The following is a 26,983-nucleotide window of genomic DNA, read 5'->3' as shown; positions in this document are numbered from 1 at the left end:
ATCTGCCTTTTGTCATATTGTTTCCCTGTCCAGTTGGACAAGGATTTCCTGTTGTGTTATCGGATGGATGAATGTGATCCTGTAGCTGAAGAGCTGCAGGTCGCGGAGTGTTGCGCCGCCGTACAGTGTATCTCCGATGACGGGCAGGCCGATGTGTTCAAGGTGGACTCTTATCTGATGGGTCCTTCCTGTTTCAAGCTCGATTTCAATTTCGCAGTAATCCTGATGCACTTTGGAACCAAGGATGTGGGTGACCGCCTCTTTGCCTTTCTCCGTTACATGGTACCTGTTGCGCTCTTTCGGATTTTTGGCAACCGGCTGGCTGATCGTCTGCGGTTCAATCAGCTTCTTAGTATCGACCCTTGCAATGTATGTTCTTTTTATCTCCCTTGCGGCAAGCATGTGATCGAGCATCTTTTTGATAAGTGGATGTTTCGCCACGAGCAGTACACCCTTTGTCTCCTGATCCAGCCTGTGGACCGGCTCAAGATAGGGGATATCGAGCGTGTAGATTGCATGATTCATCAGAGTGTTTGTTTCATGCATCTCATTCGGATGGGTTTTGACACCTCTCGGTTTCAGAAGGACTGCCAGGTATCTGTCTTCATACAGTATCTCGCAGGCGCGGTAGCTCGGTTTATAGCTGCTCGGACCGTGATCATCGGGCAGAATCACTATGTCACCTGCCGACAGAGTGCTGTCGAGCGGCATTTTTTCGTCATTGATAACGATGTCCTTTGACATCCTCAGAAGGTGCATTTCTTTTTTCGGAACATGCAGCGCTTTAAGCATATTTTCAAGTGTCATCGAATCGAACCGTTCATTTACAGTGAACTTCATCTATTCTTCTCCGGTCATGGCGTTGATGAATGATACATAATCTTCGGAATTGCCGGGGTTCCCTGTGAACCGGTCGACTTCCTCACCATCTTCGAAGTAGATGAGTGTAGGTGTCGCCTCAATCTGGTAATCCTGCCAAGCCTGCTGGTATTCAAGAACGTTCAGCTGTGTGATATCCTGGTCTTCTGAATTGAATGCGTCCATCAGGAATGGTGTGGCAGCTTCACAGTGCACGCATGTAGGACTCCAGAAATAAACGAATTCGCCTTCACCCGAGCCCACAGACTCTTTTACTTCATCCGGTGTTTTATTGTGGTGATAGTCCTCGTTGTCAAGCTTGTCGATCGTCGAACCTTCAAGTTCACCGGGTTCTTTGTCCGTGTATGGATAATAGCCCGATTCACTGAGGGATTCCGGATCGTCGGAGCCGCTGCTCATGAAGATGAACACTCCGGCAAATATGACGACGACCAGGGCAATGATGCCGTAAAATACTTTGTTTCCCATTTAAATTTCTCCTTTAATCTTTTTTGATCAGAAATGTTAAAATCAAAATGATGGTAAATGCAATGAATGACAGGAAGGGTATGGTGATGAAACCGAACCAGTTTATATATTGAACTGTACATGAGACACCCTCACAGGCTGCCATACCATCCCCTATAAAACTCACTTTCTGGAGTGCGTAATGGTAACCTCCCATGAGGATACCGAGTATACTTAGGGCACGGATATAATATTTTGCACCGAAATCCTGCCTTATCAGGGCAATGAGCGAAATGATGACGATAGGGTACATGAGAATGCGCTGGTACCAGCAGAATTCACATGGAACATACTGCCTGACTTCACTGAAGTAGAGAGAACCCATGGTTGCGATGAGCGAAGTGAAGAACAGCAATTGTAGGTATAATTTTCTGCGGTCCATCCTTGACCTCCTGTCCTGGACTGGTATGTAATTCATACTATATCATTATAAAATATACCTCTGCATAGATGGTAACAATAATTTTACAAATTGAGTAACTTTAAATACGGCGGGGGACTGACTTATGAAAAGTAAACTGCAGCTTTTGAAAGATATTGCAGAATTCCTGAATGAAGAAACCGACAGGGACACCATGATAGAAGGGGCACTGAAACTGCTGGTCGACCATTCTGAGTTTGAAACCGGTTGGCTGTTTTTCATAGACAGTGACGGGAATCCCGAGTTGAAGGCGCACTACCGGCTGCCGCCTTCTCTTGAAAAAGAAGGGTATCATCATCTCTGTGAGGGGAAATGCTGGTGCGTCAACAAATACAACAACAGGGAACTTGAACGGGCGACGAACATATTTGTCTGTTCCCGTCTGGAAAAGGCCAGGATGGCATATCCCGGGGAAAACAACAATATCACCCATCATGCCACAGTCCCACTGCTCTCAGGTGATGAATCATTCGGTCTGCTCAATGTGGCCAGTCCGGACACAGAGCAGTTTGCCAAAGATGAACTGGATCTTTTGGAATCCGTCGCTTTCCAGATCGGTTCGACTTTAAAACGCATTGAACTGAATGCCCAGGAACAGGAAAACATGATAATCCGGGAACGCCAGCGTCTGGCCCGCGATCTTCATGATTCGGTCAATCAGATGTTGTTTTCGATAGGCATCACTTCCCATGCGGCCAAAAATCTTAAAGACAGGGAAAAACTGTCCGATGCGTTTGATTCCATAGAAAATACTTCAAAGCATGCCATGAGTGAAATGAAAGCACTGATCTGGCAGCTGAAGCCGATCGGTCTGGAAGAGGGTATCATCGATGCCATAGAGAAGTATGCAGGGCTTCTCGGTCTGGAACTCGAAGTCAGTGTAACGGGCTTCTATGACGTCCCGGATAATGTGGAAATCGGCCTTTACAGAGTGATGCAGGAAGGACTGAACAATGTCCGGAAACACTCCGGTTCCAATCAGGCGGTAATCAGCATAGTCTCCAAACCGGATGAACTTCTGATAGGGATAAAAGATGAAGGCATCGGCTTTGACCAGAAAGAAAAAAGCGGATACAGCTATGGCCTCGGAAATATGAAAGACAGAGTGAAAAAGCTCGGAGGCATGTTGGACATTGAATCAAAACAGGGTGAGGGAACGTCTATAAAAGTTTCCATACCGAGAGGAGAATCCTAAGATGTATAAAATCATAATGACGGATGATCACCATATCGTCCGGGAAGGCATGAAATTCCTGCTTTCCACGACAGATGATATAAGAGTTGTCGATGATTTCGGCACTGGTGCGGAGACACTGGAGTTTCTGTCCTCGGATCATGAGGAGGTAGACCTGGTCCTGCTTGACCTGGTAATGCCTGAAATGGACGGCATCGAAGTGACAAGGCGGATAAAAGCACAGTACCCGCACATCAAGGTGCTCGTACTCTCAAGCTATACGAGCGAGGAGTATATACGGCCAGTTTTTGCCGCCCAGGCTGATGGGTATATCATAAAGGAAATGGAAGCGGAGGAACTGATAGCATCCATCAAAAGCGTGATAGAAGGGGAAAAAGTCATCCATCCCAATATTCTGGAAGTGATTGACAGGGAGGGCGATATGCCACACGAAAAAAATGAGCTGTCTGCCCGGGAGCTGGAAGTGCTGAAAGAGATCGTCAAAGGGAAATCGAACAAGGAAATAGGCGAAGCGCTGTTTGTCAGTGAGAAAACAGTAAAGACACATGTGAGCCACATACTGAATAAATTGGAAGTTTCAGACAGGACGCAGGCGGTAATCTATGCCATCAAATACAACATTGTGGAGTTTTAGCCGATCCTTACAGGTCAACAGGGTAAACGGTTACAAAATATCAGTTTACAAATATGAATGTATAGTCTTATAATGAGACAAGCACTTTCAAAGTTATGGGGGGATTTTATGAAAGTCGGTAACAGATTGACTCTGTATATCGTATTAGGTTTGATTTTAGGTATCACAATAGGTTCAATTCTAAGTCCCATGGGGGACCAGGCCTGGGTACAATGGATTGATCAATACATATTCAACGTAATCGGGCAATTATTCCTGAACATGATCTTCATGATGGTTGTTCCTGTAGTGTTCATATCCATTGTGCTTGGTGTCTATAACGTAGGCGACCCGAAAACACTCGGGAGCCTTGGCATTAAAACCCTTGGATTCTATCTTGTAACGACAGCGATTGCCATTACAATTGCGATAGTCCTGGCAACTGTTGTACGGCCGGGCGCAGGGCAGGCAGAGCTGCTGGATTCGGACGAAGTTTCAGAATACCGCGACACCGAACTCGAAGGCGGGGAAACCGGTGCTGCTATAGAGCAGACATTCGACCAGACACTGATCAATATCATTCCGACAAATATTTTCGATGCCATGGCGACTGACAATATGCTGCAGATCATTGCATTTGCCATTTTCGTCGGTATCGCGATGATTTCTGTCAAAGATAAGATTGGTGCTGTCGTCAAATTGTTTGAACAGGCCAATGAGGTTGTCATGTGGATTGTAATGGCCATCATGAAATACTTTGCAGCGATCGGGGCATTCGGACTCGTTGCAACAGCCTTTACACAGGCTGGTTTCGGAGCCATCCAGCAGCTGGGCATGTACTTCGTCTGTGTGCTTGCTGCTCTCTTCATCCATATGGCGCTCGTCTATGGTTCCATGGTTCAATTCATGGCCAAGAAGAGTTTCATCTGGTTCATCAAACAGTTCGCGCCGGCGATGGGTGTGGCTTTCAGTACATCATCATCCAGCGCAGTGCTGCCGATTTCCATGGAGACTGCCCAGAAGCGTCTTGGAATCCGTAAAGGTATTTCAAGTTTCGTACAGCCTCTCGGTGCAACAATCAACATGGACGGAACATCGATTATGCAGGGGGTTGCGACCGTATTCATCGCCCAGCTGTCGGGAATCGATCTGACACTAATGCAGATGGTTACGGTGGTCATCATCGCTACAATCGCGAGTATCGGCACCGCCGGTGTTCCAGGTGTCGGCCTGGTTATGCTCGCCATGGTGCTTACAGCGGTCGGACTCGATCCGGCGGCAATCGGTATCATCATCGGTATCGACCGTCTGCTTGATATGACACGGACGATGACGAACATCACAGGTGATGCAGCGATTGCAACTGTCCTTGACCATCAGCAGGATGTCAAGGAAGAGAAAAAAGGTTTGGAAAGCACCAAGCCAAACGCTTGATGGAACTATAACAAATGAATAACTAAAAGGGGCGCATCATGAACACTTGATGAATAATGATGCATGCCCCTTTTATTTTTTGCCGAAATATATTATTATATTAAAAGTGTATTATTATAGCATTGGAATATTACAATATATAAGGCAGATTTGAAAGGAAGAAAGAAATGGATAAACAGGATTTTACTGAGATACTGCAGTCCAAGTTCAAAATGGTCAGGACTGAAGCAGGTTATACACAGGACTCCATGAGTCATACTATCGGGCTCTCAAAGAAGACGCTCGTACAAATAGAGAAAGAACGCATCCTGCCAAATTGGACCACCTGCATTTCATTGTGTGCATTGTTCAGAGAGAGCGAAGTGCTCACAAATACTTTCGGCGGAGACCCGCTCGAGCTTGCACAGGTGATATCAAGAGGTCACTGTGTGTACCCGAACTATGAAGCAGAAGCGGTCTACTGGGAAGAAATCGAGAGGAAAAATGGTTACAGTCTGGAATTCAATAAAAGTAATAATATATACAGGGTCATTGACCCTGACAATCATCCGGTTCATGCCTCGTATATCGAGCGTGAAATTCGTACGTTCTTCATGAGACAGACAGATCTGCAGCCGGTTTAATATATTTTCATAAAAGCACCGGAAGGTGCTTTTCTTTTATCCAGGGGCAATTCACGGATAATGGCAATACTTTGGAGGGGTTATAGTTGAATGCAGTGACAATGATAATTTTCATGGGAATCGTCGGTTCATTCATCGGCGGGCTGACCAACATACTCGCAATCAAGATGCTGTTCAGGCCATATGAGGCAAAATACCTGTTCGGGCGCAGGCTGCCGTTTACGCCGGGTGTCATACCGAGACGGAGGGAAGAGGCTTCCGGTAAACTTGGTAACATAATTATAGGGCATCTTCTGACACCTGATGTATTCATCAAAAAGATAGAGAGTCCTGAAACAAGAAATTTCATCATGCTGTTCATAGATAAGCAGATTGAAACCATTGAGCATGAAAGACTGAGCCCAAGGTATTTCCTGGAGCGGCTGAGCGAAGGTCTGTCCGATAAGATAGCCAACAGCTTCAACAGGGAAATCGAAGATAAAGTGTCATCCGAAGGGGGGAAGCTCTATCATAGGAAGGTCCATGAACTGATTCCGTCCGATGCTTTGAAAACCATGGATGACAAAGTGGAAGCGCTCCAGCCGCAGGCGATGATGAAAGTAAAAGAGTATCTGCTCTCTGAGAAGGGTTACAGGGACCTTTATACAATGACGGATGAATTTATAGAGAACAGGGGAAAGCTTGCGAGATCGATCAAATATATCATGAGCAAGGAGTCCATCGTCGAAAATATTCAGAGTGAACTGATCAAACTGATCCATCATCCCAAGATGACAGATATACAAAACCGGATCATAGAAGAAGAGTACGCGAGGATAAAGGCATATGAACTCAGTGAGCTGCTGAGTGAAAGGGACAGGGACAGACTTTTAGAGAGTGTCTCGGATATACTGAAGGAGCGCATTAATATCGATGCGATCCTGGATCGGCCGATTGCCGACTTCAATCCGGAAATGTTCGAATCCTTCAAAGAGCGTGGCAAGTACAGGCTGCTTGATAACATTGTGGAATACCTCGGGCGCAATACCGGCAGGATATTTGAAAAGCTGCATCTCGCACAGGTGATAAAAAAGCAGATCGACAGTTTTGAACTGAGCTACATTGAAAAACTGGTCCTTGATATTGCAGATAAGGAATTCAAGATGATCAAAGTGCTGGGGTTCGTTCTGGGCGGCATCATAGGAGTTTTTCAGGGAATCATCGTAGCCTTTTTATAACAGGGTCAAGTGTGTTACAGTAGTTATATCTTGTGTAAAAAGGAGTTTTAAACTAATGACAGTCAACGTATATGATCAGGCGAACGCACTTGAGAGTGCACTCCGTCAATCTGAAGAATTCCAGAATATGAAGGAGTTCTACGGCAAAGTAAATGAAAATCCTGAATCAAAAGCACTTTTTGATGAATTCAGGGAGATCCAGATGAACCTTCAGCAAAAGCAGATGCAGGGTGAGGAAATCCAGGAAGAGGAAGTCCAGAAAGCACAGAAATCTGCTGAAGATATTGAGAAAGATGAAAACATCAAATCGTTGATGGAAGCAGAACAGAAAATGAGCCAGCTGATTCAGGATCTCAATAGAGTGATCATGAAACCGATTGAAGAACTTTACGGTCTCGAGAATCAAAATTAATATGGAAAGAGGTCTGTTACAGGCCTCTTTCTTTTCTGTTTTTTGGTATACTATACATAAATGATTTTATGAAAAGTCAGGTGAGACGAATGGTCAAATTCATACATTGTGCAGACCTGCATCTGGACAGCCCTTTCAAATCCAGAACAAGGATGCCGGGCGGAATCCTGAATGCTCTGATGGACAGCACATATAAAAGCGTTGAAAGAATGATCGATTTCGCCATAGAAAACAAAGTGGATTTCATTGTAATAGCCGGTGATGTTTTCGATAAGGCGAACCGTACGTTAAAATCGGAAATATTCATGAAGCGGCAGTTCGACAGGCTCAAGGAAAATGGTATTTTCGCTTATGTCATCCACGGCAACCATGATCCTCTGACGGATGGTTTTAAAACTGTATGGCCGGATAATGTTACTGTATTTAAAGAGAATGTAGAAACATATGAGATGATCAGTTCGAAAGGTGAAAGGATCTTCCTGCACGGTTTCAGCTATTTCCTTGATGACTCCTATGAAAACAAGCTGGACAGCTATCCGGTCAACACGATGAATGAAGGCATCCATATCGGCCTCCTGCACGGCACGTATTCCAAAGGAAGCTACAGGCAGGAAAGGTATACGGAGTTCAACCTCGAAAATTTGAATCAGAAACTCTATCATTACTGGGCGCTCGGCCACATCCATCAGCGCGAACAGCTGAGTGATCTGCCGCCGATCCAGTATTCGGGAAATATACAGGGACGGCATAAAAATGAATACGGGGAGAAAGGATTCATCTACGTGTCGGGGGACGATGTATACCTCGACACGAAGTTCATCCCTGTCCAGGACATCATCTTCTCTGAATATACACTTGATGTCTCTTCCCTCAATAAGCAGGATCTTTACCAGTCGATAGTGGAATTCAAGCACAGGCTCAGGGAGAAAGGGAAACAGATTATACAGCTGACACTTTACCATGATGGTGATGAAATCATCTCGGAACCGGATTTCAATGAAGTCATCGAACTTCTTAAGGAAGACGAGAGGGATCTCAAGGATTTTGTATGGATCGACAATCTGCATCTCAAGTACATGAACCAGGACAGCATAGCACTGCTCAATGACATAAAGGCAAGTTATTCATCCAATGACACATTGTTCAAAGAGGCTGTCAATTCAATGTACATGGATCCGAGGCTTAACCGCTATCTCCTGCCTATCCAGGAACTGGAGCAGGAAGATCTGCTGGATGAGGGCGAAGAACGCCTTAAAATGCTTATGAGGAAGTAGTGGGTATATGAAGATCATATCGTTGAATATATACGGATACGGCAAGATTACAGAAACGGAACTCAATACAAACCAGAAGTTTGTCCAGATATTCGGTGAGAATGAAGCGGGCAAATCAACTATGCAGTCCTTCATCCATTCAATATTGTTCGGTTTTCCGACGAGGAAGGAACAGGAACCGAGAAGGGAGCCCCGTATGCATAATCTGTACGGGGGGAAGCTGACGGTCCAATTCCCCGATGAACCGGGGCCGGTTGAGATAGAGCGCATCAAGGGGAAGGTACAGGGTGATGTGAAGATATACTTCCATGACGGTACTGTGAGAAGCGAGGACTGGCTGGTCAAGAAACTGAACTTCATCGACAAGAAGACATACCGGTCGATATTCTCATTTGATGTACTCGGCCTGCAGGATATCCATAAAAATATGACCGAAGACAAGCTTCAGGAATACCTTCTCCGCGCCGGGGCCCTCGGGTCACATGAATATGATGAAATGCTGAGTGCGATCGATGCAGAACTCAAATCAATCTATAAAAAGAATGGCATCAATCCGAAGGTCAACCAGGAGCTTGAAGAAATCGCAGACGTGAATGAAAAGATCAAAAACCTCGAACAGCACGAAGAAAGGTATAAGACGCTCATCAATGAGCAGTCTAAGACCGAAGAAAGCCTGAATGCAAAGAAGAATGCCCTGCATCAGCTTGAAACCATCAGGAAACAGAAGATGAAGGAAGTCATGTATCACTCTGATATCAAAGTATGGAAGTCGCTCGAAGACAAACTCAACATAGAACCTGTCATGTTCCCTGAACAGGGGGTGGAAAGGTATGAAGGCCTGAAAAACCAGAGCCAGCAGATTCAGAGGGATATCGGATTAAGGGCGGAAAAACTGAAATCACTGAAGAACGAAATTTCATTGATAGATCTGCCTGATAAAGAGCACCTTGCCTGTCTTGAAAGAATCCAGAAGAGGGAACCGGATATCAAACAGAAGAAGCTCGAAGTCACCCGCCTCAATACAGCTGTTGAAACTCTCGGGGATGATATCCATAATCTTCAGAAGGATATCGGCTGGCAGCAGGAACACGATGATGTGGATGACTCCAATATCGTCAAGGAATCCGTCCAGACGCTTCTTTCAAAACTGGATGAGGCAGTACTTGAAGAGCAGTATCTGATCAGGGAGATAGACCACCTGAAGTCCGATATCAGACAGCTTGACCAGGATATTGAACATCTTGAAGATTCACAGATCGGCGAAGAACGGCTGCGCATCAAAAAAGAGCTGATGGACCGAGAGTATGAACTGAAAGAGAAAGAGAAGATGTTCAAGCTGATTGAGAAGGACTATGAGCGGGAAAAGCGCGAGAGGAACAAAGTCAAAAGAGGGCAGTCCGTCCTCATCATCGGGATCAGTGTCATCGCACTTCTGATTGGCATCTATTATCTGTTCTCGTCGAACTGGCTGATGGGCGGTGTATTTGCAGCCATCGGCATCGTTACCCTGCTGCTGCTCATGCTCACCAACCAGAAAGAGGATGAATCACTGAAGACGGACTACCAGAAGGAAGTGCGCGAGCTCGAGGACATCATCGATACAATCAGACGGAACAATGATGTAGACTTTGACATCAATGATGCAAGGGATCTGAAAATGGACCTGAAGACCCAGAACACAAAGCGGATCTCTTCCAATGTGAAGCTTGAAGAGATGAAGGAGGCACTTTCCGTAAAAGAAGCGCTTAATGACTCCCTCAACACCGATCTGCTCAATGTGAAAAAGAATCTCAGGGTAAACCCGGATATTGAAAACAAATATATCGTGGATGCCATCCACACGATCCGGGAGATCAAACAGAAACGCAATCAGATCAACAGACACAAACTTGAGATCGACAATATCCAAAAAGAACTTCGGGAATTCAAGACTGAAGTGAAAAATGATATTTCTTCAATGGATATCCAATATGATGAGAGCAGCATCTTTTATGATATAAAGAGCACGGTTTCAAAAATGTACAAGGACCAGTCGCATTATACAAGGCTGGACGACCAGATCAAATTGCTCGAAAATGAAATCAACGTTCTGGAAGAAAGGAATTCCGTCTCTGCACAGGAAGTCCGAAAACTGCTTGAATATGTGGATGCGGAAGACGAGGAAGAGTATTACTATTACGCGAGGAAACATGAAGAATATCATGACAATGTCGCAAAGTTCAAAGAACTGACTACGAAACTTGATGAAGAACATTTCGACTATGATTCAAGAAATGAACTGTCCCGCTTCCTGCTAGCCGACCTGAAAGAGGAAGAAGAGAATATTTCAACTCAGATCGAGGAGTTCAACAGTAAGATCCAGCATGAGCAGAAGGCGCTTGCGGAAATCAACTCTGAAATCGCAGGCCTCGAAAGCGACGGTAAGCTCAGTGAACTCAATCATATGTTTGAAATGCGCAAAAATCAGATTCAGGGCCTCTCCCGCGAGTATATGTCCCTGAACTATATACGCATACTGATTGAAACCCACATCAAAGCGATCAAGGATGAGCGTCTGCCGATCGTCATAGAGGAGGCAAGGTCCATTTTTGAAAGTGTGACGCGCGGAAGATACATCAATGTGATCTACGATGAGGACGGCATCAAAGTAAGGCACAGCAACGGGCAGCTGTTCCATCCGCTCGAGCTTTCCCAGTCCACCAAGGAAATGCTGTACATCAGTCTCAGACTGAGCCTGATCAAAGCACTCAAGGGCTACTACCAGCTTCCCCTCATCATAGATGATGCCTTTGTACATTTCGACAGGGAACGCAAGAAAATCATCATGGATTATCTCCGCAATGAAGTGACGGATCAGGTGTTGTACTTTACTTGTAATCTTGACAGTTCGATACCTTCCCAGCAGACGATAAAACTAAAAGAAAAAGTGAAATGAGGTGGCTCTGATTAATAATATATCAAAGCTTAAGCCGGGGGACAGCGTGGAAACTTTCTACCTGATAAAAAGGAGCCAGCAGGGAGTGACCACGCAGGGGAAACCCTATATGACTCTATTCCTCCAGGACCGTACGGGAGAAATCGAAGCGAAACTGTGGACAGTTTCAAAAGAGGATATGGAGGTGCTGAAGCCTGAAACACTGATCAAAGTCAAAGGCGACGTCATCGACTACCGCAATAAGAGACAGATGAAAATAGCGACTTTCAGAACAGCTAAAGAAGAGGACGGTCTCAATCCCAAAGATTTTGTCGAAAAAGCGCCGATGGACGAAGACGCACTTTATGAAAGCATAATGGATTATGTGATCAAGATTGAAAACGGCAGTCTCCAGAGGATTGTCCGTCAGCTTCTTAATAAATATGGCAGGGAGTTCCTGACATTCCCGGCAGCCATGACAAACCATCATGACTTCGTCTCAGGACTCGCATACCATGTCCACTATATGCTCAGGACGGCAGAAGCACTCTGTGACATATATCCGTCCCTGAATCGGAGCCTTCTGTACAGTGCGATCATCCTGCACGATATCGGCAAGGTGAAGGAGCTGACCGGCCCGGTGGGTACCACCTATACCGTGGAAGGGAATCTCATCGGCCATATTGTGATAGCAAATGATGAAATTACACGCGTGGCCGATGAACTGAACATCGAAGGCGAGGAAGTCATGCTCCTGAAGCACCTGATACTGAGCCATCATGGTAAACTTGAATACGGTTCTCCAAAGCAGCCTATGATCAAAGAGGCGGAGATCCTGCATTTCATAGACAACATCGATGCCCGCATGATGATGATGGACAAACACACCAGCCAGACGGATAAGGGGACGTTTACCGACCGTATATTCCCGCTCGAGAACCGTGCGTTCTACCGTCCGGAAAAATTTGAATGAAACCAAAAACTGCCGCGGAATTTCCGCGGCAGTTTTTGGTTATTCTGCGTTTTCTTCAGTGGATTCCTCTGCAGAAGCATCTTCGCCCTCTGCAGGCTGTTCCGTCGTCGGTTGCTCAGGTGACTGCTGGGATTCCGGGTTCAGATAAGTGTCTTCGATGAAAGTCCTGATGTCTTCGTTTTCGAAGTCTGCATTATACTCTTCGAGCACTTCTTTGTAGTATTCAAGCACTTTATCCTGGTTTTCCTGTATCTCCTTGCTCACCATCTGCTTTTTAATCTGTGGCAGTTCATCTTCGATGTTTTCCTCATCATGGCGCTTTATGATGTGATAGCCGAATTCTGATTTGACCACATCGGAAACTTCACCTTTTTCGAGTTCGAACAATGCTTTATCGAAGCCTTCGACCATCTGTCCTTTCTGGACATAGCCGAGAGAGCCATTATTTTCGGCACTGCCGGTATCATGTGATTCTTCTTTGGCGAGTTCTCCGAAATCGGCACCTTCGTCAAGCTGCTTTTTAAGGTCTTCAGCTTTTTGCTTCGCCTCTTCATCAGTCAAATCACTTTGGGGTGCCTGCTGCTGCTGCGGTGCGGATTCTTCAGATTCTTCATCCTTCACTGCAATAAGTATATGCGAAGCTTCCCTTGTATTCTCCATCGCCTTTTCATCCGTCACTTCAAACTTCTCTTCGAAGAACTTATCATGGTAGGCGTTTGTTATGCGCTGTTCCTTATATTTGTCAACAGTCATGCCGGGCTGCTGCTGTTGAAGTGCCATGGAGAACTGTTCCTCCCCGCCCATCTGTTCAATCTCTTCATCTGTCTGGGACTCAATCTGTTCAGTGTCCACTGCGTCACTGTATTTGTCTTTCAGGATATTATCGAGGGTGAGCTGGAATGTCTGGTTTGCAACCGTGCTTGTGCCTATCTGGTTCAGGATATCGTCTGTAGTGACATCCCCTGCATCACTCGTTGAGAGCACATTGCCGAATTCCGTTTCACCATTTTCACTGTTTCCGCCTCCATTATCGTCTGAGCAGCCGGCGAGGCCAATCAGTCCGAAACTAATGACAATCGGAGCTAATTTCTTTTTCATTGTTCAAGTCTCCTTTGGTTTAGACTACAAAAGCTAATATATCACAAGAAAGCAGCAGGGTACAAATCTTTGTAACCTGCTGCTTTGTAAAGGCCTATTTAAATTTGAATTTGAAGTTATCCTGGATTTTCCCCACTGATTCCTGAACTTCTTCACCGCGGTTCTGGAGATTTTCGACGTTCTTTTGTATGCGTTCAATATTCGGTGAAATATCCGCCTGGTAGTTGCTGATCATCGTCTTGATCTCATCTCCCAGTGTCTTGAACACTTCCTGGGACTCATGCTTTGTTTTCAGAAAAGAAGATTTGACCTCGTCCGCTTCGATTTTCAGCTGATCCATCTGGGACTTCATGTTGCCCGAACCGGACTTCAGTGAAGCCTGGAGCTCGCTCCCTGATTTCGGGGCATTGAGCATTGCGATCAGTGTTCCCCCGGTTACACCGACGAGGAAACCGATACCTGCGTTTTTGAGTTTCATTAAGTGTCACGTCCTTTTTGCCATTTATGTCTCTTTACCCAAACCGCCGGAATGTTATACATCAAGCCGGTTTTTGATGGCCTCTTCGATCTCTTTTTTCTGTTCATCTGTGCGTTCATCCGGATTCTGTTTCCAGTTGTAGCTGAACCCGTCGTATTCGTCCTCATATCTTGGTATGAGATGGAAGTGGAGGTGGAAAACAGTCTGTGAGGCGTATTCACCATTGTTCTGGACAACGTTCAGTCCGGCCGGTCCGAAAGCATCCTTTATGGCATTTGCAACTTTGGAGACCACTTTCATGATGTGGGCGCCCGTTTCGTCATCCAGGTCATATATATCCGGCACAGGTTTCCTCGGTATGACGAGTGTATGCCCTTTGGAAAGCGGGAATGCATCCGTGAAAGCGATGCATACCTCATCTTCATATACGATGTTTGAAGGGATTTCACGATCGGCTATTTTCTCAAAAATTGTTTTAGTCATTCATTGTACCTCCATAGTTCAGTTATGATATATTAATTTAATATAAGTATACAAATAAATGATCACAAATAAAAGGAAGTCGGTTATGGTACTGAAAATAGAACATCTGACGGGCGGATACTCGAAGACCCCTGTCATACATGATGTCTCCCTTGATATCAAAAAGGGGGAAATTGTCGGGCTTATCGGCCTGAACGGTGCAGGGAAGAGTACGACCATCAAACATATACTGGGACTCCTGCGGCCGCATTCGGGCGAAATCCGTGTGGACGGCACCACAATCAGTGAAGATGCCGAAAGCTACAGGAAGCGTCTCGCATATATACCGGAAACCCCTGTACTGTATGAGGAACTGACACTCAATGAGCATATACTGATGACCGCCATGGCATACGGCATAGAGGAAGAGGATGCACTGGAGCGGGCGGGGGAGCTGCTTGGAATATTCAGGCTGGATACGAAGATCAATATGTTCCCGACACATTTCTCCAAAGGGATGAAGCAGAAAGTAATGCTGGTCTGTGCATTTCTGGCCCGGCCGGACCTGTATATCATCGATGAGCCGTTTTTAGGCCTTGACCCGTTAGGCATAGATTCGCTCATCGACCTGATGGTCAGGGAGCGGGATGCGGGGCGCTCCATACTGATGAGTACACATATACTGGCCACGGCGGAGAAATACTGCGACCGCTTTGCGATCATCGACAGCGGCCGCATGGTTGCGGACGGCACTCTCGGGGAACTCCGCGATTCCCTTGATATGGCAGGTGCCTCTCTTGATGAGGTTTATCTGAAGATTACAGGAGGCACTGCCGCCGATGCCTGATAATCTATTCAGACCGAGGGTGAATGAAGATATAAGGCGCCGCAGCTACTACGGCAAATTCATATTCAACAGCCATTTTCTGATATTCCTCACCATCGCCGGAGGGGTATTCCTTTATTCGCTGCTCGGCATACTCCAGACACTGGAACCGTCGGTGTGGCTGGATCTGATTGCTTCTGCCCTGGTTGCCCTGTTTCTGCTGCCGGGCTACCGGTCGCTCATGAAACCTGCGGACGGTATCTTCCTGCTGCCGTATGAAAGACGTATGGGAACCTATTTTAAAAATGCCGGCCGGTATTCGCTCATGCTCGGCATTTCAAAAGCTGTCGCGGCTGCAGTAATTGCACTGCTGATTCTCACAGTCGGACATGGGCCGGTTGGCATCACACTGTTCCTGCTCCTGTCACTCATCCATTACACCGTCAATTTCCATATAAGGAAGCGCGTCATCAATACCGGGGTTTCCATTGCTTTAACGACCGTCATCCTCTTTGTGATGGATATACTCAGCCTGATGCTCGTGCTGCAGCACCCGGCATGGCTGATACTTTCATTGGTACTCCTTTTTGCGGCGGACAGATATGTAAGGGGGCGTGAATACCCCGCCCTTGACTGGAATGCATATATAGAACATGAGGAAGTGCAGCTCAACCGGTATTACAGAAATGTCTCCATGTTCACCAATGTGAACCATATCGACAAGCAGTTCAAAAGAAGGAAATACCTGGACCCGCTGCTGTGGAAGCCGGGGGGTGCCTCATTCGGCAAAGAGAGGATGTATGAGTTCCTTTTCTACAGGACGTTTGCAAGGGACCATGACCTGCCGATGATCATTCTGAGGCTCATCATACTCTTTGGCATCGTGATGGTGTGGATGGGCAATCTTTATGTCTCCATCGTCACAGGTCTGTTCGGGATATACGTCATCGTACTTCAGATGTCCCAGATCTACTCGGCCCAGGCCTATCTGCTCTGGCCGAAAGTGTGGCCGGTCGACCGATCCTTCATCCAGAAAAGCTATGTCACGTTCTCACACAAGACGGTATTCTCCGTATCACTGGTCTTCGGCATCATTTTTGCCGCCATCCATCCGGTGTTTGCCTATATCGCACTTGTCTTCCCGCTATGGGGATACTTGACAAACAGGGTGTTCAGCAGAACCGTATATAAAAAAGAGCAGGAATTAAGCGACTGATGACATCAGTCGCTTAAAATTCGTCTTCAGGGTCTTCGGCCTGTTCATCGTTGTCCTTAAGCGGCAGGAAGAACCTTGCGGAGATGGATTGGTGGAATAAAGATTCCGCCGTACGGAATTTTTTCAATGCTTCGCTGCTCAGGTATGAGCGATATGCATCCGTGTGTTTGAAATCGCTGTATGTGGAGGCCGCCGCCCACTGGATCAGTACGACAAAAGACTCGTCGTTCACAGCTTCCCCTGTTCTGAAGGCCATCACTCCGTTTGTAGCCCCCAATGCTTCCACCAGGTCGGAAAGATGCCCGTGCATCGTGCCCTTTTTGTTGTCGGGGATGGGGATGAAATGCGCCGACGTGGCATTTTCATCGTCGAGTTCACCTTTTGAATGTTCGATATCGTAGGTGTGGCGTGAAGTGAAAAATGAATCATTGTTGTCGTCTTCATAAAAAAGGATGGCATCCTGGCCCATTGCACCGATATGGACCTCCGGATGTTCGTGTTTGATGCCTTTTAAATACCTCAGTGTTCCTGTTGTCAAATGTAGTTCCATTATGTTCACCTCTTAAATAGTCTTGGTATATACATACCTTAAATCAACTTTCAGTAAACGCAAACCAAATAAATCGATTTTTTGACATTATGCATGTAATTAATAATTATTATCATCAGTATGTTAGAATATTGAGTGATATATAGAATATTGGAGGAAAATACATTGTTCAATGATACTATCATCAAAGCGGCAAGAGGGGAAAAGACGGATTATACTCCTGTCTGGTTCATGAGACAGGTTGGACGCAGCCAGCCGGAGTACAATAAAGTCAAAGAGAAATATTCCCTTATGGAAATTACGCACCAGCCCGAGCTGACCGCATACTTGACAGCGACCCCTGTCGAAAATTATAACGTGGATGCTGCAGTGCTGTATAAGGATATTGTTTCCCCGCTGGCTCCCATCGGCATAGACGTGGAGATAAAGGCGGGAGTCGGTCCCGTAATCCACAATCCCATCCGCCATATCAGTGATGTGGAGAAACTTGGTGAGCTTGATCCGTATAAAGACCTTGACTATGTCTATAAGACGATCGAGATACTGACCAAAGAGAAATTGAATGTTCCTTTGATCGGTTTCTGCGGGGCGCCGTTCACGGTGGCAAGCTACATGATTGAAGGCGGCCCGACAAAGAACTATCACAAAACTAAATCAATGATGTATAATCAGCCAAAGACGTGGTTCAGACTCATGGAAAAACTGGCTGAAATGAGCATCCGCTATCTCAGGGCACAGGTCGAATCGGGTGCGGGGCTTATCCAGATATTCGATTCATGGGGCGGTGCACTGAACAAAGCGGACTATGCACATTACCTTGCCCCTTACATGAACCAGATCATCGACAGTATCAGGGAGATGGGAGTGCCGGTCATTGTCTTCGGTATCGGCGCATCCCATCTTATTCCGGAATGGAATAAACTGGATATGGATGTGATGGGCCTCGATTGGAGAACCTCCATCAGTGAAGCGCGTGAAATGGGCGTGAAAAAAGCCCTCCAGGGCAACCTGGATCCGGCACTGCTTCTCGCCGACTGGGAAGTCATTGAACAAAGAGCGAAAGAAATCCTTGACCAGGGCGGAAGCCATGGTCACATCTTCAACCTGGGACACGGGGTATTCCCTGAAGTCGAGCCGGAAACATTGAAACGACTGACTACATTTGTACATGAATACAGCAAAGGAAAGTGATCTTGAATGGCAATGAAAAAGGGACTATTAGTGATGGCGTATGGTACGCCCTATAAAGAGGAAGACATTGAACCGTATTACACACACATCAGACACGGAAGAAAACCTTCAGAGGAGGCACTTCAGGATCTGAAGGACCGCTATGAGGCAATCGGAGGTATCTCTCCGCTTGCAGATACCACCAAAAGACAGGCGGAAGCGCTAGTCAATAAATTGAACGCATCGCAAAGTGAAGTCGAATATGAACTGTTCATCGGACTCAAGCATATCGACCCGTTCATCGAGGATGCGGTCGAATCCATGAGTGACCATGGCATCAAAGAAGCGGTTTCCGTTGTGCTTGCACCTCATTATTCCGAGTTTTCAGTAGGCTCTTACAACAAACGGGCGAAGGCTGAAGGCGAAAAATACGGCATCAGCATCAAGTCTGTCGAATCGTTCTATGAGCAGGAACCGTTCATCGATTTCTGGACAGAAGCGGTGAAATCTTCGCTCATGGAAATACCTGAAGCAAAACTGCAGGATACAGCAGTCATTGTCAGTGCACACAGTCTTCCGGAAAAAATCAAAGAGCACAACGATCCGTATCCGGCCCAGCTGGAAGAGACTGCGGAGCTTATCAGAAAGCATGCAGACCTCCAGAACGTGCATGTCGGCTGGCAGTCTGAAGGCAACACACCGGACCCGTGGCTCGGCCCGGATGTCCAGGATCTGACCAGAGACCTTCACAGAGCCCACGGCTACAGCCATTTCATCTACCTGCCGGTCGGCTTTGTGTGCGAACATCTTGAAGTACTGTATGATAATGACTACGAATGTAAATTAGTGTGTGATGAAGTGGGGGCGGGCTACCACCGGCCTGCAATGCCGAATACGGATGACCGCTTCATACAGGCGATGATCAACGAAATCAACAAACTGTAGTAAAGAAGGCTGATCAAAGTGAAGAAAGTAGCCATAATCGGAGCAGGTATTACGGGGCTGTCAGCGGCATACTATCTCTCAAAGTACAATGATCTGGAAATAGACCTGTTTGAGAAAGACAGCCGGGCCGGCGGTAAAATCAGGACGTACCAGAGGGACGGTTATACCATCGAGCTCGGGCCGGAATCCTATTTGGCAAGGAAGACGATAATGACCGAACTGGCTGAAGAAATCGGCATGGGGGATGACCTGTTGAGGAATTCAACAGGGCAATCCTATATATATTCGAACAATAAATTATCCGCATTACCAAAAGGTGCTGTGCTCGGTGTGCCGACGAAGCTCTGGCCGTTCCTTACTACTGATCTGGTCTCAGCTTCAGGAAAGCTCGCCGCAGGGCTCGATATCTTCAAGAAACCTTCCCGTCTGTATACGGATGTATCAGTGGGAAGGTTCTTCAGAAGAAGGCTTGGCGACGATGTCCTTGAAAATATGATAGAGCCGCTCCTTTCAGGGATATATGCAACAAACATCGATGAGTTGAGCCTGATGTCGACATTCCCTTACTTCAAAGAGAGAGAAGAGAAGTACGGCAGTCTCATCAAGGGCGCCATTGCGGAGAAGCCGGCTTCATCGGACAAGCCTGCTGGCAGGAAACAAGGCCAGTTCCTGCAGTTCAGGAACGGTCTCCAGTCTTTTATCGACCGTCTTCTGGAAGTGAACATTGGCAACGGGGTCAATGTTCATTTTGAGAGCGATGTGGAAGCCATCACCAAAAATGGTGAATCATATACAGTGCAGGTGAATGACGGTCTGGAAGAGTACGACCGCATAATCATCACCACTCCCCATTTCCAGTACAAGCGGTGGTTCAATGACCTGCCGCTTGAGTATTTCAAACATATGGAAGCAACCAGTGTGGCGACGGTCGTCATGGCATTCGACCAGCATCAGGTGAAGAATGATATCGACGGCACAGGCTTCGTCGTATCACGGAGAATGGATACTGCCATTACAGCATGTACATGGACAAGCAAGAAATGGAAGCACTCCACTCCATCAGGAAAGGCGCTCCTGAGGGCATATGTCGGCCGGCCGGGGGAATTCATCATCCATGAGAAAAGCGACGGGGAAATCGCCGATTTGGCAAGGCGGGACCTGGATAAGATCATGGATCTTGAAGGTGCTCCCGAGTTCACAATCGTTACGAAGATGAAGCGCTCCATGCCCCAGTATAAAGTGGGTCACAAGTCCAGAGTGGATGCAGTCACCAAGCATATGAGGGAACATTATCCCGGCATCGTCCTTACAGGGGCATCCCATCATGGTGTGGGCCTGCCGGATTGTGTCAGCCAGGCAAAGGCAGCCGTGGAAAGCATAACCAAATAAATGGAAACTTCAGGCCGGAATGTTATTATAATAATATCCGGCCATTTTTTTGAGGAGGGAAAAAAGTGAAGTTTATATCAAACAACAATATTACTGATCCGATGATCAACCTTGCCATGGAGGAGTATGTCCTCCGTGAAATACCGACCGATGATTCCTATTTCCTGTTCTATGTGAATCAGCCGTCGATCATCATTGGTAAAAACCAGAACACCATAGAAGAGATCAATGAATCGTACATCAGGGAGAACGGCATCAAAGTGGTAAGGCGTGTCTCCGGCGGCGGAGCAGTCTATCATGACGAAGGGAATCTGAATTTCAGCTTCATTACAGAAGATGATGGAAACAGTTTCCATAATTTCAGTAAATTCACGCAGCCGATTGTCGATGCGTTGAATGACATGGGCATACCGGCAGAACTGTCGGGTAGAAACGATCTTGAGATCAATGGAAAGAAAGTGTCGGGCAATGCGATGTTCAGCCAGAGGGGCAGGATGTTCTCACACGGGACGCTCATGCTCGACAGTGATATTTCAGAGGTGCAGAATGCGCTCAAGGTAAACCCCAAAAAGATTGAATCCAAAGGCGTAAAATCGGTCAGGGGCCGTGTCGGCAATATCAATGATTTTCTGGATGAGAAGATTGATATAGAGGAATTCAAGCGTAAAATCCTGAGATATATCTTCGGCGGTGATGACCAGATCGAAGAATATGTACTCACTGACGCAGACTGGGAGAAAATCAACAAGCTTTCTGAAGAGAAATACCAGACATGGGACTGGAACTATGGTAAAAATCCGAAATATAACTTCAATGTGTCCCATAAATTCCCGGCGGGTCTGCTGGATATCAGGCTGGACGTAAAAAAGGGCCGGATAGAGCATGCAAAAATTTTCGGCGATTTCTTCGGTGTCGGTGAAATTGATGTCATAGAAGAAAAACTGATCGGAGTGGAGCATGACAGGGGAAAAATTGCGGAGGCATTAAAAGATGTGGATATCTCGCATTACCTGGGCCGCATCACCCGTGAAGAGCTTCTGGACCTTATCGTATAATATAAATAAGCTGACTTTACACTATGTACTCAGTACAGGTAAAGTCAGCTTTTTTTATCGTCATTCATCCTCTTCTGTATCTTCATCAGTCAATTCCTTTAGCAGATTTGTGTATTTAATGAACTTTTCCTCGTCTTTTTCCAAGAGCGCTTCCTCAATCTTATCATTGTATGATTTACGATTGTATTCATCCATCGCTTCTTGTAACAGGAGTTCAGCGGAAAGATCATTGATCGTGTTGATGAAGACTCGCAACTGATTAACCGGGTATACTTGTTTATTCATCCCTAATCCCCCTTCATCTAAATGGTTGTTACAAATTATATAACACGTTTTGGGGCAGGTCAAACAGAGTTTTGAATATTTAGACTATTTATTAATGTAATATTACAACTTAGTGCCTTTTATTAACAAATAATTTAATTTAACTATATTATTGTTAACAAAATAGTTAACATATGGTATCATGTATTTAGAATATTTAGACAAGGGGGAGCAGCATGAACAGACTCCAGTATCAGATACATGAAGAAACGATGTACATTGTCTCAGTCAACAATAACGGCAGTATTGAGAGCCGGATAGGGGAAACCTATGGAGACAGTCTCGGCTGCCGGCTCAATCCCAACAAAGTGATAGAGAAGAACTGCCGGAAACATTCCCAGAACTACATCGCCAGAAAAGACCTCACCAAATCCCTGACGAATATTACCAGTAAGATTCCGGTGATTGTGGACCTGTTCGGGGCATACATATATTTCTGCACAAATTCGGACAGAGTCCAGGAGAACAACTGGTTCAATATAAAGCATGTCCAGGCCTACTGGGACAATAACGGCATGACACGCATACAATTTTCCAATAACGAAGAGCTCGAAGTGGATATTTCCTACTCATCGTTCAACAACCAGTACCTGAATGCCCTCAAACTGCATTACCGGTTCAATCAGCAAAAGGAAAAGTACCAGAAGAAAGAGATGGGGATGCACTTCCAGTATCCCGCACTCGGAAGAGGGGAATCCGCCCAGATTAATGAAACAATATACCATTCCTATATAAATTATATAAACGGTCTGCAATCCAGGGGGGGAGTGTAAATTTTAACATAAAACATGCCCTGAAACGCTTGAAAAACCCTGTGGAAATAGATATAATTGTAAATGTTCGATTGAAAAAATAACATTGTTCCACAGTAGCTCAGTGGTAGAGCTATCGGCTGTTAACCGATCGGTCGTAGGTTCGAATCCTACCTGTGGAGCCATGGAGATGTACTCAAGTGGCTGAAGAGGCGCCCCTGCTAAGGGTGTAGGTCGGTTCTGCCGGCGCGAGGGTTCAAATCCCTCCATCTCCGTTACACCCCGTAAACAATTTGTTTACGGGTCTTTTTTATTTTAACAGTTCAATGGTTTGATAATTTCTTTACATAATATTAAAATTATATGTAGAGATATGTTGAGGGGGGATCGCTATAAAGAAATTCAGGATAATATATAAGAACCGGCTGAGGCAGACTATCTATACCAATATCCACACGGTTGAGAGCCTGAGGGAAGCAATCCAGAAGGCCAAGGATGAGGGCCGGGGACACTTGATGCTGAACGGGAATGAAATTTTTCCGAATCAGGTGAAGAAAGTCAAGCGCCTAAAGTAGTCTTTGTATCATAGCCTTATAAGTGAAAGATATTCATCCAATGATGGGGCGACAGTAACTCTGAATGTTTCCATATAATGTGACACAGCCTTTATAAAATAATAGACGAACCTCTTTCAGGGGATTGGTCTGAAATATACGAACGTTTAGGATTTTATCGTCCTTCTACTCATTTTTCAGCCATTCCTGCTTCAGTATGGACATGAATGCAGCATCTTTGTACTTTCCTTTTGCATAAAAGTGTTCTCTCAGGACACCCTCATTTTTAAAACCTTGTTTTTTGTATATTCCTACTGCTTTTTCGTTCTCGACATCTACATACAAATACACTTTGTGCATGTTCAACACTTCAAAAGCATATTTAGTCGCTTCTTTGAATGCGAATTTTGCGAAGCCGTTTCCACTGAACTCGGGCTTGATGATCAGCATGATTTCGCAATGGCGGTGGATAAAGTCGATATAGTCAAGATCCACGATTCCAACCTTGTCCTGTTCATTCATGACAACGAATCTTCTTGCAGATTCTCCGGAATTGTTGTTCCGGTAGTGTTCTGTCAATTTCCCCAATGAATTATAGGGTTCTTCGAACCAATATGACATCAATGAATAATCATTGGCAAGTTCATGGATGAATTCAAGGTCTGTTTCTTCCAACGGGCGTAGTTTCATGTCTGCCTCCTGCATTTGATTGATTTCTTACATACTGCCATTTTAACAGCAACAGCCGCAAAATGGTAAAACAATGATAAAAAAGCTATCCTGTTGAGGATAGCTTTTTTGACTGCATATATATGAAATTAAAAAGCGAGTTCTACGCGGCTTCCTGAAGGATCGGCGGAGAAGATCCTGTCATCTTCGCGTGTGACATCAAAGCCGTTTTCTTCAAGTCTTGAAACTGCAGCATCCCTTGAAGTCTCATCAGGGTATCTGAGTACATAATGATTGAGGCCGACGCTATTTTCATCCGGGGCAGGTGCGCCGATTCCGTTCCATATATTCACTGCGATATGGTGGTGGTATTTTTCTGTGGACATGAACATCGCCTGGCCGGCGAGGTCGCAGACGATTTCAAGTCCGAGGCCGTCTGTGTAGAACTTGACTGCATCATCGATGTTCCCTACATGCAGGTGAAGGTGGCCCATCACAGTGCCTGCCGGCATGCCATCCCATTGTGTATTGGGATCGAATGATTTCAGGAGATCTTCGAAATCCAGCGGGTCGGTTGTCATGTCAACACGTCCGTTTTTCCAACTCCATTCCTCGGCCGGACGGTCGATATATATTTCAATGCCGTTACCGTCCGGGTCGTTCAGGTAGAGGGCTTCGCTGACCAGGTGGTCGGCGGATCCGAAGCGGATGTTCTTATGTGCAAGCTGTAAAGTGATCCCAGCAAGGTCTGAACGCTCCGGAAGCAGGATCGCGAAATGGTACAATCCCGAAGTTCTGCCCTTTGGAGCGGCGTTTTCCGGCTGGTGGAGAGAAAGGATGCTTGTTTCTCCATCTGCGGTCAGGTTTGCAGACTGGTCATTTTTGTCCAACAGGGAAAAACCCAATGTCTTTGTATAAAATTCAATTGAATGGTCCAGATCGGAGACGTTCAGCTTAACGTGTTCTACATGTGCAGCAGGTGGTGTATGAAACTTCATATTTGTATCCTCCATCGATTCTTAATTTGTTACTTTATGTAACTAAGTATATAATAAATAATTAATTATGTAAAGAGATATAATATCTTTTAATTATTTAGTTGTTATGGTACAATGTACTGGAAGGAAGTGATAAGAAATGAAACAATCGACACTTTGCCCAAGGTTTGAAAAAGCTGTTTCATTACTCAGCCAGAGGTGGACGGCGCTGGTCATCTACCAGATGCTTGATGCACCGCAGCGATTCGGCGCTATACAGTCCGCCATCGGTGTAAGTGGCAAGGTACTTTCCGACAGACTTAAAGATATGGAGCAGGAGGGTCTTGTCAAAAGAGACGTATACCCCGAGACTCCTGTCATAATCGAATATTCACTTACAGACAAAGGGCGTTCCCTTGAACCTGTCTTAAGAGATATTGAGCAATGGTCCCAGGACTGGATTCCACCTAAAACATCTGATGAGACAGATTTGACCGAATCCCACCAATGAAATGAGCGTCTCTCTCCATAATGGAAGAGGGCGCTCGTTTTTTTAATTACTTTGAGACCAGATCCCCAAATTTTCCGACCGTGCCTTTTCCTGTGCCTCATAGAGCAGATCAGCATGGGTGTCATTGGGAGGATTGACATATTTCACTTCTGCCAGGCCCTCCCTTACGAGTATTTCATTGATCATTTCGCCATCTGCATACACATATGTCAAATATCGTCCGTAGTCATCCCGGGCGGGTCCCGCATCAAATTCCACTTCGATCTTGTCTGCATCTTCAAGCAGCTCACGGGCGCGTTCCGCGGCCTCTGCACCGAACGGTTCTTCTCTGTGCCTGGAATGTCCTGTCTCCGGTGTGTCAATCATGAGATATCTGAAACTTTCGCTTGCACCTTCATAATTGAATCGTGTCGTATCACCGTCGATGAATTCATCGACAGTCACCTGGACTCTGTCACCGGAGTGGTCATTTCCGGAAATTTCGGCTTCAGAGCGTGGCTCACCCGGTTTCTCTTCCTTTACAAGGGAGGAGGCCACAATCACAATCAGCAGCAGTATTATGGAGGGGATGGTCAATTTCTTCTTTCCACGGGTATTCTGTTCCTTCATAAAAACATCCTTTTAAAGCTGAATCATGCTTATTATATTATATTGACGGGAATTTTAAAGGTTTGTTCATGATCAAACAGGAAGAGGGCCATCATGTTTCACTTTTATAATTCACTAGCCCGCTGATGCCTCCGCCGACTATCAGAATACCGGTATAAAAAATCTTCTTTTGCGGCTGGGAAAGAGGGGAGGTCGACCGAAGCGCTCCAGAATGAATGGTTTTCAGTTGAAAAATCACTCATTATTTAGCCTCCTAAAGCATTTACGGAGTTATACCCTGATTGCACATAATATACTTATACACTTCTGAATTTGATAAAGTGTAAATTTGTCTCAATAAAGTTATGAAAATCACTTGAAAAGATTTAACAAAACGTATAATATATATATCAGACGTTGAAAAACGGCATAAATAATATTAGCGCGGGATGGAGCAGTCTGGAAGCTCGTCGGGCTCATAACCCGGAGGTCGGTGGTTCGAATCCACCTCCCGCAATTTTTTTATTTTATGGAGGTCCCGTGGTGTAGCGGTTAACATGCCTGCCTGTCACGCAGGAGATCGCGGGTTCAATTCCCGTCGGGACCGCCATTTTTATATCATACATAACAAGGTTCAGTAGCTCAGTCGGTAGAGCATGTGATTGAAGCTCACAGTGTCGGCGGTTCGATTCCGTCCTGAACCATATTATGGCGGTTGTGGCGAAGTGGTTAACGCACCGGATTGTGGCTCCGGCATTCGTGGGTTCGATCCCCATCATCCGCCCTTGATAAAATATTATATGCGGGTGTAGTTAAATGGTATAACCCCAGCCTTCCAAGCTGATGTCGTCGGTTCGATTCCGATCACCCGCTCCATTTTATTCCACAGTAGCTCAGTGGTAGAGCTATCGGCTGTTAACCGATCGGTCGTAGGTTCGAATCCTACCTGTGGAGCCA

28 protein-coding genes and 8 tRNA genes are annotated in these 26,983 nt (G+C 45.8%); 25 read left to right on the top strand and 11 right to left on the bottom strand.

The genetic code is table 11. From position 1 onward, the window contains the following. Positions 1 to 12: 12 nt before the first annotated feature. Genes WN59_RS03480 through WN59_RS03470 form a run of 3 tightly spaced genes read right to left on the bottom strand, consistent with a single transcriptional unit; the run spans position 13 to position 1,768 of the window. Positions 13 to 840, bottom strand: a complete 828-nt coding sequence (locus WN59_RS03480; protein ID WP_046512599.1) for an RluA family pseudouridine synthase — start codon at positions 838 to 840, stop codon at positions 13 to 15. Beyond that, positions 841 to 1,347: a thioredoxin family protein gene (locus WN59_RS03475; protein WP_046512595.1), complete on the bottom strand. Its 507-nt coding sequence runs from the start codon at positions 1,345 to 1,347 to the stop codon at positions 841 to 843. It abuts the gene before it with no gap. A gap of 13 nt (positions 1,348 to 1,360) precedes the next feature. Beyond that, positions 1,361 to 1,768 carry a disulfide oxidoreductase gene (locus WN59_RS03470; RefSeq protein ID WP_046512591.1) on the bottom strand — a complete coding sequence of 136 codons (408 nt, stop codon included), beginning with the start codon at positions 1,766 to 1,768 and terminating at the stop codon, positions 1,361 to 1,363. 124 nt (positions 1,769 to 1,892) lie between these two features. Between WN59_RS03470 and WN59_RS03465 the strand changes: the two genes are divergently transcribed. From WN59_RS03465 to yhaM, 9 genes are all read left to right on the top strand, one after another. After that, positions 1,893 to 3,002, top strand: coding sequence for a GAF domain-containing sensor histidine kinase (locus tag WN59_RS03465; protein ID WP_046512587.1), 1,110 nt, complete (start codon positions 1,893 to 1,895; stop codon positions 3,000 to 3,002). Position 3,003: 1 nt separating this feature from the next. Next, positions 3,004 to 3,636: a response regulator gene (locus WN59_RS03460; RefSeq protein WP_046512583.1), complete on the top strand. Its 633-nt coding sequence runs from the start codon at positions 3,004 to 3,006 to the stop codon at positions 3,634 to 3,636. Positions 3,637 to 3,744: 108 nt separating this feature from the next. Next, a complete protein-coding gene (locus WN59_RS03455; protein WP_046512580.1) occupies positions 3,745 to 5,049 on the top strand; it encodes a dicarboxylate/amino acid:cation symporter in 1,305 nt (434 codons plus the stop codon). Between the two features lie 167 nt (positions 5,050 to 5,216). Beyond that, positions 5,217 to 5,672 (top strand): XRE family transcriptional regulator XdrA, encoded by a 456-nt coding sequence (xdrA, locus tag WN59_RS03450; RefSeq protein WP_017549234.1) that lies wholly within the window; start codon positions 5,217 to 5,219, stop codon positions 5,670 to 5,672. Between the two features lie 95 nt (positions 5,673 to 5,767). Then, on the top strand, positions 5,768 to 6,889 hold the full coding sequence (locus WN59_RS03445; protein ID WP_231577088.1) for a DUF445 domain-containing protein: 1,122 nt from the start codon (positions 5,768 to 5,770) through the stop codon (positions 6,887 to 6,889). A 55-nt stretch (positions 6,890 to 6,944) separates the two neighbouring features. After that, the gene (locus WN59_RS03440; protein ID WP_046512571.1) at positions 6,945 to 7,301 is read left to right on the top strand and encodes a YlbF family regulator; all 357 of its coding nucleotides are present in this window, start codon (positions 6,945 to 6,947) and stop codon (positions 7,299 to 7,301) included. A gap of 89 nt (positions 7,302 to 7,390) precedes the next feature. Then, on the top strand, positions 7,391 to 8,575 hold the full coding sequence (locus WN59_RS03435; RefSeq protein WP_046512568.1) for a metallophosphoesterase family protein: 1,185 nt from the start codon (positions 7,391 to 7,393) through the stop codon (positions 8,573 to 8,575). 7 nt (positions 8,576 to 8,582) lie between these two features. Beyond that, complete coding sequence (locus tag WN59_RS03430) at positions 8,583 to 11,510, top strand: ATP-binding protein (RefSeq protein WP_046512565.1); 2,928 nt, start codon at positions 8,583 to 8,585, stop codon at positions 11,508 to 11,510. A gap of 10 nt (positions 11,511 to 11,520) precedes the next feature. Then, positions 11,521 to 12,462: a 3'-5' exoribonuclease YhaM gene (yhaM, locus tag WN59_RS03425; protein ID WP_046512863.1), complete on the top strand. Its 942-nt coding sequence runs from the start codon at positions 11,521 to 11,523 to the stop codon at positions 12,460 to 12,462. A gap of 39 nt (positions 12,463 to 12,501) precedes the next feature. On the opposite strand, the gene WN59_RS03420 is transcribed toward yhaM, so the two are convergent. The 3 genes from WN59_RS03420 to WN59_RS03410 form a co-directional block, all read right to left on the bottom strand. Further along, positions 12,502 to 13,560 carry a peptidylprolyl isomerase gene (locus WN59_RS03420; RefSeq protein ID WP_046512561.1) on the bottom strand — a complete coding sequence of 353 codons (1,059 nt, stop codon included), beginning with the start codon at positions 13,558 to 13,560 and terminating at the stop codon, positions 12,502 to 12,504. A gap of 94 nt (positions 13,561 to 13,654) precedes the next feature. Continuing rightward, entirely contained in the window at positions 13,655 to 14,038 is a 384-nt protein-coding gene (locus WN59_RS03415) for a YtxH domain-containing protein (protein WP_046512557.1), read from the bottom strand. A 54-nt stretch (positions 14,039 to 14,092) separates the two neighbouring features. After that, a complete protein-coding gene (locus WN59_RS03410; protein WP_046512554.1) occupies positions 14,093 to 14,521 on the bottom strand; it encodes an HIT family protein in 429 nt (142 codons plus the stop codon). An 85-nt stretch (positions 14,522 to 14,606) separates the two neighbouring features. Between WN59_RS03410 and WN59_RS03405 the strand changes: the two genes are divergently transcribed. Beyond that, the gene (locus tag WN59_RS03405; RefSeq protein ID WP_046512551.1) at positions 14,607 to 15,347 is read left to right on the top strand and encodes an ABC transporter ATP-binding protein; all 741 of its coding nucleotides are present in this window, start codon (positions 14,607 to 14,609) and stop codon (positions 15,345 to 15,347) included. Beyond that, complete coding sequence (locus WN59_RS03400; RefSeq protein ID WP_046512548.1) at positions 15,340 to 16,542, top strand: ABC transporter permease; 1,203 nt, start codon at positions 15,340 to 15,342, stop codon at positions 16,540 to 16,542. The genes WN59_RS03405 and WN59_RS03400 overlap by 8 nt, the downstream gene beginning before the upstream one ends. A gap of 13 nt (positions 16,543 to 16,555) precedes the next feature. On the opposite strand, the gene WN59_RS03395 is transcribed toward WN59_RS03400, so the two are convergent. Next, complete coding sequence (locus WN59_RS03395; protein WP_046512544.1) at positions 16,556 to 17,092, bottom strand: hypothetical protein; 537 nt, start codon at positions 17,090 to 17,092, stop codon at positions 16,556 to 16,558. A 165-nt stretch (positions 17,093 to 17,257) separates the two neighbouring features. Here WN59_RS03395 and hemE point away from each other — a divergent pair, with 165 nt between their 5' ends. From hemE to WN59_RS03375, 4 genes are all read left to right on the top strand, one after another. After that, positions 17,258 to 18,283: a uroporphyrinogen decarboxylase gene (hemE, locus tag WN59_RS03390; RefSeq protein WP_046512541.1), complete on the top strand. Its 1,026-nt coding sequence runs from the start codon at positions 17,258 to 17,260 to the stop codon at positions 18,281 to 18,283. Positions 18,284 to 18,289: 6 nt separating this feature from the next. Further along, positions 18,290 to 19,207: a ferrochelatase gene (hemH, locus tag WN59_RS03385; protein ID WP_046512536.1), complete on the top strand. Its 918-nt coding sequence runs from the start codon at positions 18,290 to 18,292 to the stop codon at positions 19,205 to 19,207. 18 nt (positions 19,208 to 19,225) lie between these two features. Then, positions 19,226 to 20,596 carry a protoporphyrinogen oxidase gene (gene hemY, locus WN59_RS03380; protein ID WP_046512532.1) on the top strand — a complete coding sequence of 457 codons (1,371 nt, stop codon included), beginning with the start codon at positions 19,226 to 19,228 and terminating at the stop codon, positions 20,594 to 20,596. A gap of 65 nt (positions 20,597 to 20,661) precedes the next feature. Then, positions 20,662 to 21,651, top strand: a complete 990-nt coding sequence (locus WN59_RS03375; RefSeq protein ID WP_046512527.1) for a lipoate--protein ligase — start codon at positions 20,662 to 20,664, stop codon at positions 21,649 to 21,651. Positions 21,652 to 21,711: 60 nt separating this feature from the next. On the opposite strand, the gene WN59_RS03370 is transcribed toward WN59_RS03375, so the two are convergent. Next, a complete protein-coding gene (locus WN59_RS03370; RefSeq protein WP_046512523.1) occupies positions 21,712 to 21,936 on the bottom strand; it encodes a hypothetical protein in 225 nt (74 codons plus the stop codon). 215 nt (positions 21,937 to 22,151) lie between these two features. Here WN59_RS03370 and WN59_RS03365 point away from each other — a divergent pair, with 215 nt between their 5' ends. The 3 genes from WN59_RS03365 to WN59_RS03355 all read left to right on the top strand — a co-directional run bounded on the left by WN59_RS03365 (position 22,152) and on the right by WN59_RS03355 (position 23,002). After that, complete coding sequence (locus WN59_RS03365) at positions 22,152 to 22,748, top strand: competence protein ComK (RefSeq protein WP_046512519.1); 597 nt, start codon at positions 22,152 to 22,154, stop codon at positions 22,746 to 22,748. An 89-nt stretch (positions 22,749 to 22,837) separates the two neighbouring features. Further along, positions 22,838 to 22,912, top strand: a tRNA-Asn gene (locus tag WN59_RS03360). 1 nt (position 22,913) lies between these two features. Continuing rightward, positions 22,914 to 23,002, top strand: a tRNA-Ser gene (locus WN59_RS03355). 465 nt (positions 23,003 to 23,467) lie between these two features. On the opposite strand, the gene WN59_RS03350 is transcribed toward WN59_RS03355, so the two are convergent. Both WN59_RS03350 and WN59_RS03345 read right to left on the bottom strand, forming a co-directional pair. Next, positions 23,468 to 23,971, bottom strand: coding sequence for a GNAT family N-acetyltransferase (locus tag WN59_RS03350; RefSeq protein WP_046512515.1), 504 nt, complete (start codon positions 23,969 to 23,971; stop codon positions 23,468 to 23,470). A gap of 128 nt (positions 23,972 to 24,099) precedes the next feature. Then, on the bottom strand, positions 24,100 to 24,948 hold the full coding sequence (locus WN59_RS03345) for a VOC family protein (protein WP_046512511.1): 849 nt from the start codon (positions 24,946 to 24,948) through the stop codon (positions 24,100 to 24,102). A gap of 139 nt (positions 24,949 to 25,087) precedes the next feature. Between WN59_RS03345 and WN59_RS03340 the strand changes: the two genes are divergently transcribed. Continuing rightward, positions 25,088 to 25,438, top strand: a complete 351-nt coding sequence (locus WN59_RS03340) for a winged helix-turn-helix transcriptional regulator (RefSeq protein WP_046512508.1) — start codon at positions 25,088 to 25,090, stop codon at positions 25,436 to 25,438. A 42-nt stretch (positions 25,439 to 25,480) separates the two neighbouring features. Here WN59_RS03340 and WN59_RS03335 read toward each other — a convergent pair whose 3' ends face one another. Next, on the bottom strand, positions 25,481 to 26,047 hold the full coding sequence (locus WN59_RS03335; RefSeq protein ID WP_052747251.1) for a thermonuclease family protein: 567 nt from the start codon (positions 26,045 to 26,047) through the stop codon (positions 25,481 to 25,483). 422 nt (positions 26,048 to 26,469) lie between these two features. Here WN59_RS03335 and WN59_RS03330 point away from each other — a divergent pair. The 6 genes from WN59_RS03330 (at position 26,470) to WN59_RS03305 (ending at position 26,983) form a co-directional block, all read left to right on the top strand. Further along, positions 26,470 to 26,543, top strand: a tRNA-Met gene (locus tag WN59_RS03330). A 17-nt stretch (positions 26,544 to 26,560) separates the two neighbouring features. Next, positions 26,561 to 26,636 (top strand) — tRNA-Asp (locus WN59_RS03325). Positions 26,637 to 26,657: 21 nt separating this feature from the next. Beyond that, positions 26,658 to 26,730, top strand: a tRNA-Phe gene (locus WN59_RS03320). A gap of 7 nt (positions 26,731 to 26,737) precedes the next feature. Further along, positions 26,738 to 26,810 (top strand) — tRNA-His (locus tag WN59_RS03315). An 18-nt stretch (positions 26,811 to 26,828) separates the two neighbouring features. After that, a tRNA-Gly gene (locus WN59_RS03310) sits at positions 26,829 to 26,902 on the top strand. A 6-nt stretch (positions 26,903 to 26,908) separates the two neighbouring features. Next, positions 26,909 to 26,983, top strand: a tRNA-Asn gene (locus WN59_RS03305).

It is taken from the genome of Salinicoccus sediminis (genome assembly GCF_000986795.1).
GTDB classification, from domain to species: domain Bacteria; phylum Bacillota; class Bacilli; order Staphylococcales; family Salinicoccaceae; genus Salinicoccus; species Salinicoccus sediminis.
Note: the sequence above shows the minus strand (reverse complement) of the source record. Positions and strands in the feature narration are given on the sequence as shown.

What these genes read in the sequence shown, in the direction of transcription:
- WN59_RS03480 (WP_046512599.1), bottom strand. Translation starts at nt 840, where the DNA reads ATGAAGTTCACTGTAAATGAACGGTTCGATTCGATGACACTTGAAAAT.
- WN59_RS03475 (WP_046512595.1), bottom strand. Translation starts at nt 1,347, where the DNA reads ATGGGAAACAAAGTATTTTACGGCATCATTGCCCTGGTCGTCGTCATA.
- WN59_RS03470 (WP_046512591.1), bottom strand. Translation starts at nt 1,768, where the DNA reads ATGGACCGCAGAAAATTATACCTACAATTGCTGTTCTTCACTTCGCTC.
- WN59_RS03465 (WP_046512587.1), top strand. Translation starts at nt 1,893, where the DNA reads ATGAAAAGTAAACTGCAGCTTTTGAAAGATATTGCAGAATTCCTGAAT.
- WN59_RS03460 (WP_046512583.1), top strand. Translation starts at nt 3,004, where the DNA reads ATGTATAAAATCATAATGACGGATGATCACCATATCGTCCGGGAAGGC.
- WN59_RS03455 (WP_046512580.1), top strand. Translation starts at nt 3,745, where the DNA reads ATGAAAGTCGGTAACAGATTGACTCTGTATATCGTATTAGGTTTGATT.
- xdrA (WP_017549234.1), top strand. Translation starts at nt 5,217, where the DNA reads ATGGATAAACAGGATTTTACTGAGATACTGCAGTCCAAGTTCAAAATG.
- WN59_RS03440 (WP_046512571.1), top strand. Translation starts at nt 6,945, where the DNA reads ATGACAGTCAACGTATATGATCAGGCGAACGCACTTGAGAGTGCACTC.
- WN59_RS03435 (WP_046512568.1), top strand. Translation starts at nt 7,391, where the DNA reads ATGGTCAAATTCATACATTGTGCAGACCTGCATCTGGACAGCCCTTTC.
- WN59_RS03430 (WP_046512565.1), top strand. Translation starts at nt 8,583, where the DNA reads ATGAAGATCATATCGTTGAATATATACGGATACGGCAAGATTACAGAA.
- WN59_RS03420 (WP_046512561.1), bottom strand. Translation starts at nt 13,560, where the DNA reads ATGAAAAAGAAATTAGCTCCGATTGTCATTAGTTTCGGACTGATTGGC.
- WN59_RS03415 (WP_046512557.1), bottom strand. Translation starts at nt 14,038, where the DNA reads ATGAAACTCAAAAACGCAGGTATCGGTTTCCTCGTCGGTGTAACCGGG.
- WN59_RS03410 (WP_046512554.1), bottom strand. Translation starts at nt 14,521, where the DNA reads ATGACTAAAACAATTTTTGAGAAAATAGCCGATCGTGAAATCCCTTCA.
- WN59_RS03405 (WP_046512551.1), top strand. Translation starts at nt 14,607, where the DNA reads ATGGTACTGAAAATAGAACATCTGACGGGCGGATACTCGAAGACCCCT.
- WN59_RS03400 (WP_046512548.1), top strand. Translation starts at nt 15,340, where the DNA reads ATGCCTGATAATCTATTCAGACCGAGGGTGAATGAAGATATAAGGCGC.
- WN59_RS03395 (WP_046512544.1), bottom strand. Translation starts at nt 17,092, where the DNA reads ATGGAACTACATTTGACAACAGGAACACTGAGGTATTTAAAAGGCATC.
- hemH (WP_046512536.1), top strand. Translation starts at nt 18,290, where the DNA reads ATGGCAATGAAAAAGGGACTATTAGTGATGGCGTATGGTACGCCCTAT.
- WN59_RS03370 (WP_046512523.1), bottom strand. Translation starts at nt 21,936, where the DNA reads ATGAATAAACAAGTATACCCGGTTAATCAGTTGCGAGTCTTCATCAAC.
- WN59_RS03365 (WP_046512519.1), top strand. Translation starts at nt 22,152, where the DNA reads ATGAACAGACTCCAGTATCAGATACATGAAGAAACGATGTACATTGTC.
- WN59_RS03350 (WP_046512515.1), bottom strand. Translation starts at nt 23,971, where the DNA reads ATGAAACTACGCCCGTTGGAAGAAACAGACCTTGAATTCATCCATGAA.
- WN59_RS03345 (WP_046512511.1), bottom strand. Translation starts at nt 24,948, where the DNA reads ATGAAGTTTCATACACCACCTGCTGCACATGTAGAACACGTTAAGCTG.
- WN59_RS03340 (WP_046512508.1), top strand. Translation starts at nt 25,088, where the DNA reads ATGAAACAATCGACACTTTGCCCAAGGTTTGAAAAAGCTGTTTCATTA.
- WN59_RS03335 (WP_052747251.1), bottom strand. Translation starts at nt 26,047, where the DNA reads ATGAAGGAACAGAATACCCGTGGAAAGAAGAAATTGACCATCCCCTCC.